We start from the raw sequence: 6,509 nt of genomic DNA, 5'->3' as shown, positions 1-6,509 counted from the left end.
TCCACCCAGAGAGAGGATGCAGTTGTGCCTGATGATTTCTTCATCGCTGCCACCCATCAGCAGGGCATAATCTCACATATTGTCGGTGGCCTGGTGCAATCCACCCGGCAACCCCGACTGACTATTCAGGGAACACTGGGATCCTTGCAGATCAACGATCAGGACCCTGAGGAGGACCAGCTCAAGGCAGGTATGCGGATTGATGATCCGCACTTTGGTGTCATGTCCGACCCCACTGCCTGTTATATCGACAGAGAGGGTGAGGAGCATATACTCCCGGCCGTTCGGGGCTGGCAGCCGGCATTCTACGAAGGTTGGCGTGACTTCCTCCGAGGCAAGGCTGACAACCCGGTTCCCCTGGCTGAGAGTGTCCATGTTCTGGAACTCCTGGATCAGGCCATGCTTTCCAGCCAGGACAGGAGGATCATACAGGAATAGGGTAGATGCAATCAATACTTGGCCTTTGGGCCTACTGATAACAGGTTGGGTCCCCGCTGATCGCATGGATGGCTGATCAGCGGGGACCCAACCTGTTCGGTGGCATAATTTGTCCGGTTGGCAGAGTCAGGAACCATGGCATGTGCTTCTGCTCACGAGGCCGGACTGCTCAGAACAGGGGATGCAGCAGCAGGGCCAGCAGATAGACGGCCATGAGAGCGATAAAGAAGAAGTCCATCCTGCCCAATCGCAGCAGGCGGTAGTGGGTGCGCTCTTGACGGCTGCCCTCATAGCATCTGGCATCCAAGGCCCGGCTCAGGTTATCGGCATGGCGCAGAGCTCCGGCGAAGACAGGAACCGTGATGGCTATGGCAGCATGCAGGCGTTGCGAGAGCGAGCCGGACTCGATGGATCCACCACGGGCGGCCTGGGCTTCCACGATGGCCTGAACCTCACGTCCCAGTGTGGGGATGAAGCGCAGGGCAAGTGAGAGGACCAGGGCGATCTCATTGGTGTGGATGCCCAGTCTGGACAGTGGGCTCAGCAGGGATTCACAAGCATCGGTCATCTGTGTCGGGGTGGTGGTCTCCACCAGGAGCGCCCCCAGAAAAATGATCAGCATGAAGCGGCAGGCATAGAGTACAGCCACCCAAATGCCGCCGGTGGTCAGCACGAATGGACCCCAGGCAGCCAGTCTGCGGCCGGTCTGAGTGACCAAGAGATTGAACAGGGCCAGCAGAAGCATGAGAACCAGAAAGCCCTTGACTGATTTCATAATGGAATGCAGTGGTGCCCGGGCGGCGGCAAAGAGCCCTACAGTGACCACCAGCGCCAGAACAAGCTGCGCCGGCGTGGAAATGGCGAAGGCGGTGAACATGGCTAGGAGGAAGGTCACCAGTTTGGCTCGCGGGTCCAGCCTCGCCAGCAAGGATAAGGGTTTCTGGTCGGCTTGGGTGCGATCCGCTTTCCCGCCTGAAGTTTCTTTGCCAGCAGCCTCCTTCTCCGCTGCATCTGTGGCGAGCAGCTGATGGTAGCGCTCCACGACTTCGGCAGTGGGCCCATAGGCTAGCGTTTCTCCATGCTCCAGGAGCAGGGTCTGGTCGGCCAGGTCCAGGGCCTCCTGATCTGTGTGAGTGCTCATGATGATGGTGACCCCACGCTTATGGAGCACTCGAAGCAGTGTCATGATGCGTGCGCAGGCCTGGGGGTCGAGACTGGCGGTGGCCTCGTCCAAAATCAGCAGTTGCGGGCTGCAGGCCACGACTCCGGCGATGGCCACCAGGCGCCGCTGACCCCCCGAGAGGTCGAAGGGGGAGCGGTCGGCCAGATCACCGATTCCCAGAAGCTTCATGGCATCATCCACCCGAAGCTGTACCTGCTCAGGCCCATAGCCCAGGTTGTGTGGACCATAGGCGATGTCCTGGGAAACGGTATCCGCAAAAAGCTGATGCTCGGGGTATTGCATGACATAGCCGACCCTTTGGCGCAGAAGCTTCAGATTCTGGCGTCGCAGATGCTTGGCCTTGGGCCGATCGGGTCCGGCCAAGGGCAGGCCGGCCACCCGTATGGATCCGCTGTCGGGAGCGGCCAGGGCACAGATCAGCCTGGCCAGGGTGGACTTGCCGGATCCGTTGCGCCCGATAATGGCTAGGGTCTGTCCTGCCGCAAGCTCCAGATTCACATGGCTAAGGGCTTTGCCTTCGGCATCCGGGAAACTGTAAGAGACATCCGACAACTTGACCATGGGAATAGCGTGGTTGCCGACCGTGGTCTTGGGACCCGTATTTGACGCCCCGCTTTGGGTCAGCGGAATTGGGTCAGGCTCGCCAACAAGGGCAGGCAGATCCTGTCTGTTCAGAATCTGGCTCGGACTTCCGCATGCCACGATGCACCCATGGTCAAGCACGAGGACTCGATCAGCCTGCCTGGCCTGCTCGAGCAGGTGGGTGATGTGGACGACGGCCGTGCCCTGGGCTGTCAGCTGACAAAGGATTGATTGAATCTCCTGCCGGCCGGCTGCATCGAGCATGGCGCCAGGTTCGTCCAGCACCATCATGCCTGGATTCATGGCCAGGCTGCCGGCCAGGGCCAGTCGTTGCTGCTGTCCGCCAGACATGCGGGTGGGATCATCATTCATCCGCGCCTGCAGATCCACCTGCTTCAGGGCCGCTGGCACGCATGAGAGCATTTTTTGGCGGGGCAGGCCCAGATTCTCGGGTCCGAAAGCCACGTCGTCCTGGACGACGGTGGTTACGATCTGGTCTTCGGGGTTCTGAAAGACCATGCCGATGCTCCGCCGTGCCTGCCGATAGGCCTCAGCGTCGATCTGTCGGCCCTGATCCGGGTTATCAAAGCAGACTGTACGGCCCATAAGCTCAACTTGGCCATGGTCAGGTGCTGTCGCACCCGAAAGTATGTTTCCCAGCGTGGATTTGCCGGAACCATTCGCTCCCAGGATGCACAGATGCTCGCCTGCATGAACTTCCATGGACAGATGGTCCAAGGCCCAGGTCCGGCCTCCGTCATAGGAGAAGGAGACCTGGTCCAGTCGGGCGACCGTCGCCTTCGAATCCGCTGAATCCGGGATTGCGGATTGGGTCATGGATGCTGCCATGACACTCCGAACCGCCGTGGCCTACTTGTTGATCAGCGTGGAGATGGGCTTGTAGATCAGGAAGGTAACCACGCCGTGGATGGCGAACTTCATCAGGTTGAAGGGTAGAAGGATCGGCACGATCATGGCGACGACCTTGGCCATGGACATGTGCGCGTAGAAGGGGGTGATCACTACGTTGCACAGGATAGCTGCAATCACACCCAGAATGGCGCCGGAGACAATCCCGATGACCGCTCCCTTACGGCTGTGCATCTTGCGGTAGACTAGGGCTGCCGGCACGCTGAGCGCCAGAGCCACGATCATCGAGATCAGAGCACCGAAGGGGTTGGTGAACAGGTGCGGGACGAATCCCAGAATGGAGATGATTGCTGCAGCAGCAGGGCCGAAGGCGAAGCCGCATACCAGGACGACGATGCCAGAGGGGTCGTATTTGAGCCAGGGAGCGGCAGGAAAGATCGGGAATGAGAAGAAGCTCAGAACCATGGCCAAGGCTACGAAGAGTGCGTAGACCGCAATCCGTTTGGTCGACCAGCGTCCTGAACCGCCTGCACCTGTGGAGTGGACATCGTTGAAGCGCGTGTCCTTGTTTGCAGTGGTGTGTGAATGAGAATTGGGCATGCTCATAGAGGGCCTCGTTTCTTCCATCCGGACTGTAACCGTTGGCTTCGGACTTGAACCGATATCCACCGCTTGCGCGGGTCGCGGGCTCCCGGCATTCAGCCGGATACCGCCAGTAAGGACTTTCACCTTCCCTGAAACTGACGATTTCAATATAGCTGCGGTCCTTGGAATGGTCAATTCTTTCTCACTGATAGTGCATTTCTAGACACGCCAGGAAGGAAATAAAACCGCCTTCCATGCAACTATTGCAGCCTGCACAACGAATATGAGGTTGTCGAAAGTTCACAATGCTGCAAGGAGGCTGGAGCATGGCGAGGATGGGTGACCATCTGCTGCCTGCGGATGAAGCTATACATCCGGCCTTGGTCAGACAAACCAGTGACGGAGACGCTGATGGTGGCCAATCCCAGGCAGAGGACCTGGAATGGATCAGAAACATACTGTCAACTAGATCCTTTCGCGCAGCCGATGACCTAGTTCGCAAGTACTACGACGACATCCTGGCCTACATCCGAGCTCAAGTAGGCGATAAGGAGGAGTCGCTGAACCTTGCCCAGGATGCCTTTGTTGCCATTCTGCGGTCTTTGGGCAGCTACGATCCGCACAAGTCCAGCTTCCGTACCTGGATCCACCGCATCGCAACCTACAAGGTTATTGATTACTGGCGGATCCGCCGCAGGCGGCAGCGGCAGGAGGCGCAAGTATTTGTGGCATCCGGCCACGATCAACATGACGACCCCGCCGACCAGACCTTCAAGGACGACCTAGTTGGTCGGATTGAAGACAAGATCTCACAGGCTCCGGTCCCGGCGCAGGAAGTTTTGCGTCTCCATCTGTATGCCGGCTATGGGTTCGCGCAGATTGCCGAGGCCTGCGGAGAGCCTGAAAACACGGTCAAGGCTCGGTATTACCGACTTTTGGACAATTTGAGGAAGGAGTTTGGTCATGAATCGGTCTGAACCTGATATCCGTCCCATTCTGGCGGCTCTTCAGGGTAGCGACCTTGAGCGCGATGATTTTGCTGAATCACAGATCGGCAGTTCCAGGATGCGCGAGCGATCCATAAAAACAATTGTACGCAAAGGGATGGGAAGACGTCCTGGGCTGATCTGGACCCTTGTAGCCATGGTCCGTTCCCTAGGCCTGAGAAACCTGCTCTTTGGCCTCTGGGACTGCGTCTTTATCGGCCTGATTCTGACGGCGGCGGTTTGGGCGACCGTCTTTGGCTCCTTCATGAAGACTGCTTGGCCTAGCAGAGTCGATAGAACCTTCGGTCTGGTTGTCCCCATATTCGTCTGCTCGCCTGCTCTTTTTCTGGTGGTGCACCTTTTGGTCGTGCTCAAGGAACGGAACCTGAATACCCTGAATCTGATCAGAACCTGCAGGTGGTCATTCCGTCAGATAGCCGCAGTCAGGATGCTTCTGTTCGGCATGGTCAGCATGATGATTTCATCCTTGGCTACGGTCTTGCTGGCGCGGACGACCAATCCGGGGCTGTCCACCATGACCCTTCTGGGTATCAGCTTCTCCTCCCTCTTTCTCTTTTCCCTGGCACAGATCTGGGTGGAGGAGCATATGCATGGAGAACTGTCCATCTATCTGGTTCTGGGACTCTGGATCGTGCTCGGTATGATTCTTTATCTGACTCGATTCGCCACCGCCCCCATCCTTGTCTCCATTCCGCCGGCGCTGAGCCTAGCGACGGGCCTTGTTCTTCTGACGATCTTCCTGCTTGTTCTGCATGGACGCTGCGTAGGGTCACCTCTGTCAAAGCGAGCATGGCATATGAAAAGACTGGCGACGGCATGAGGGCGGAATCTTACATGTTTAGTGTGAAAGGACGGTGAGTTTCGTGCTGCACTTGGACCATGTGTCAAAGAGCTTCAGGAACAAGCGGGTTATCAACGATCTGAGCATCTCCATTGGAACCGGCGTCCATGGGCTTCTCGCGCCTAACGGAGCAGGCAAGACCACGCTGATCCAAATGATCGCCACCCTGATCCGCCCGGATTCGGGAAACATCACTTGGAACGGGCAGGACATCATGGTTATGGACGAGGACTATCGCGGCCTCTTGGGGTATCTGCCCCAAAAATTCGGCTATTACCCAGACTACAGCGCTGAAGATTTTTTGATGTACATAGCAGCCCTTCAGGGGATCGGCCGGAAACGGGCCAAGCCCCTGGCGAAAGATCTCCTGAAGACCGTGGGGCTTAAAGACCAGGGTAAGCAGAAGATGAAGACGCTCTCTGGGGGCATGATTCAGCGCGTGGGGCTGGCACAGGCCATGATCAACGACCCGGAACTGATGATTTTGGACGAGCCGACCGCTGGTTTGGATCCACGGGAACGTGTCCGCTTCCGCAACCTGGTCCATGCTCTTTCGCGCGACCGGATCGTTATCCTGTCCACTCATATCGTCTCTGACCTGGAGACCATCGCCGACCGGGTCATCATGCTCAAGGATGGGCAGATCTGCTGCAACCAGTCCCCAAGGCAGATAAGCCGCTGGCTGGAAGGCAAAATATTCCTGGTTCCTGCGGATTATCGCTTAGGGCAGGGGCAGCTGCTCCTTGAGGACGAGCTGGATGGGGATGCGACCCGGCTCAGAATTTACTCACCTGAGCCGCCGTCCCAGGGCCAGGCTGTTCCTGCCAACTTGGAGGATGCCTTCCTGGTGATCTACGGGGACGAGGAGTAGCGATGCAGCATACCCCGCCGAATCAGGCTCGCGATCTTATTTCTTGCCAGGGATGTCTTCAATGAGATGGATGGTGATCAGGAACGAGATGCGGCACCTTCTGGGTACCTCTTTTTGGGTGGTGCTCAGTCT

6 protein-coding genes and 1 riboswitch are annotated in these 6,509 nt (G+C 57.7%); of the genes, 4 read left to right on the top strand and 2 right to left on the bottom strand.

Annotation, left to right across the window (positions count from 1 at the left end):
- A partial coding sequence (locus CI603_RS01040) for a Gfo/Idh/MocA family oxidoreductase (RefSeq protein ID WP_220702241.1) occupies positions 1-438 on the top strand: 438 nt, incomplete at its 5' end.
- 169 nt (positions 439-607) lie between these two features.
- On the opposite strand, the gene CI603_RS01035 is transcribed toward CI603_RS01040, so the two are convergent.
- Together CI603_RS01035 and CI603_RS01030 are read right to left on the bottom strand one after the other, a co-directional pair.
- Complete coding sequence (locus CI603_RS01035; RefSeq protein WP_121912695.1) at positions 608-3,040, bottom strand: energy-coupling factor transporter ATPase; 2,433 nt, start codon at positions 3,038-3,040, stop codon at positions 608-610.
- 33 nt (positions 3,041-3,073) lie between these two features.
- Positions 3,074-3,679 carry an ECF transporter S component gene (locus tag CI603_RS01030; RefSeq protein WP_081709191.1) on the bottom strand — a complete coding sequence of 202 codons (606 nt, stop codon included), beginning with the start codon at positions 3,677-3,679 and terminating at the stop codon, positions 3,074-3,076.
- A 5-nt stretch (positions 3,680-3,684) separates the two neighbouring features.
- Positions 3,685-3,819, bottom strand: a riboswitch (FMN riboswitch).
- Positions 3,820-3,984: 165 nt separating this feature from the next.
- On the opposite strand from CI603_RS01030, the gene CI603_RS01025 reads away from it, so the two are divergent.
- The 3 genes from CI603_RS01025 to CI603_RS01015 are packed head-to-tail and all read left to right on the top strand — an operon-like array spanning position 3,985 to position 6,377.
- On the top strand, positions 3,985-4,635 hold the full coding sequence (locus CI603_RS01025) for an RNA polymerase sigma factor (protein ID WP_180335432.1): 651 nt from the start codon (positions 3,985-3,987) through the stop codon (positions 4,633-4,635).
- Positions 4,622-5,485, top strand: coding sequence for a hypothetical protein (locus tag CI603_RS01020; RefSeq protein WP_121912686.1), 864 nt, complete (start codon positions 4,622-4,624; stop codon positions 5,483-5,485). Before CI603_RS01025 ends, CI603_RS01020 begins: the two co-directional genes overlap by 14 nt.
- Before the next feature lie 34 nt (positions 5,486-5,519).
- Positions 5,520-6,377 (top strand): ABC transporter ATP-binding protein, encoded by an 858-nt coding sequence (locus tag CI603_RS01015; RefSeq protein ID WP_259465439.1) that lies wholly within the window; start codon positions 5,520-5,522, stop codon positions 6,375-6,377.
- Positions 6,378-6,509: the final 132 nt, after the last annotated feature.

Source organism: Bifidobacterium sp. wkB338 (genome assembly GCF_003688325.1).
Classification (GTDB): Bacteria; Actinomycetota; Actinomycetes; order Actinomycetales; family Bifidobacteriaceae; genus Bombiscardovia; species Bombiscardovia polysaccharolytica.
The sequence above is the reverse complement of the archived record's forward strand: the minus strand, read 5'-3'. Positions and strand labels throughout refer to the sequence as shown.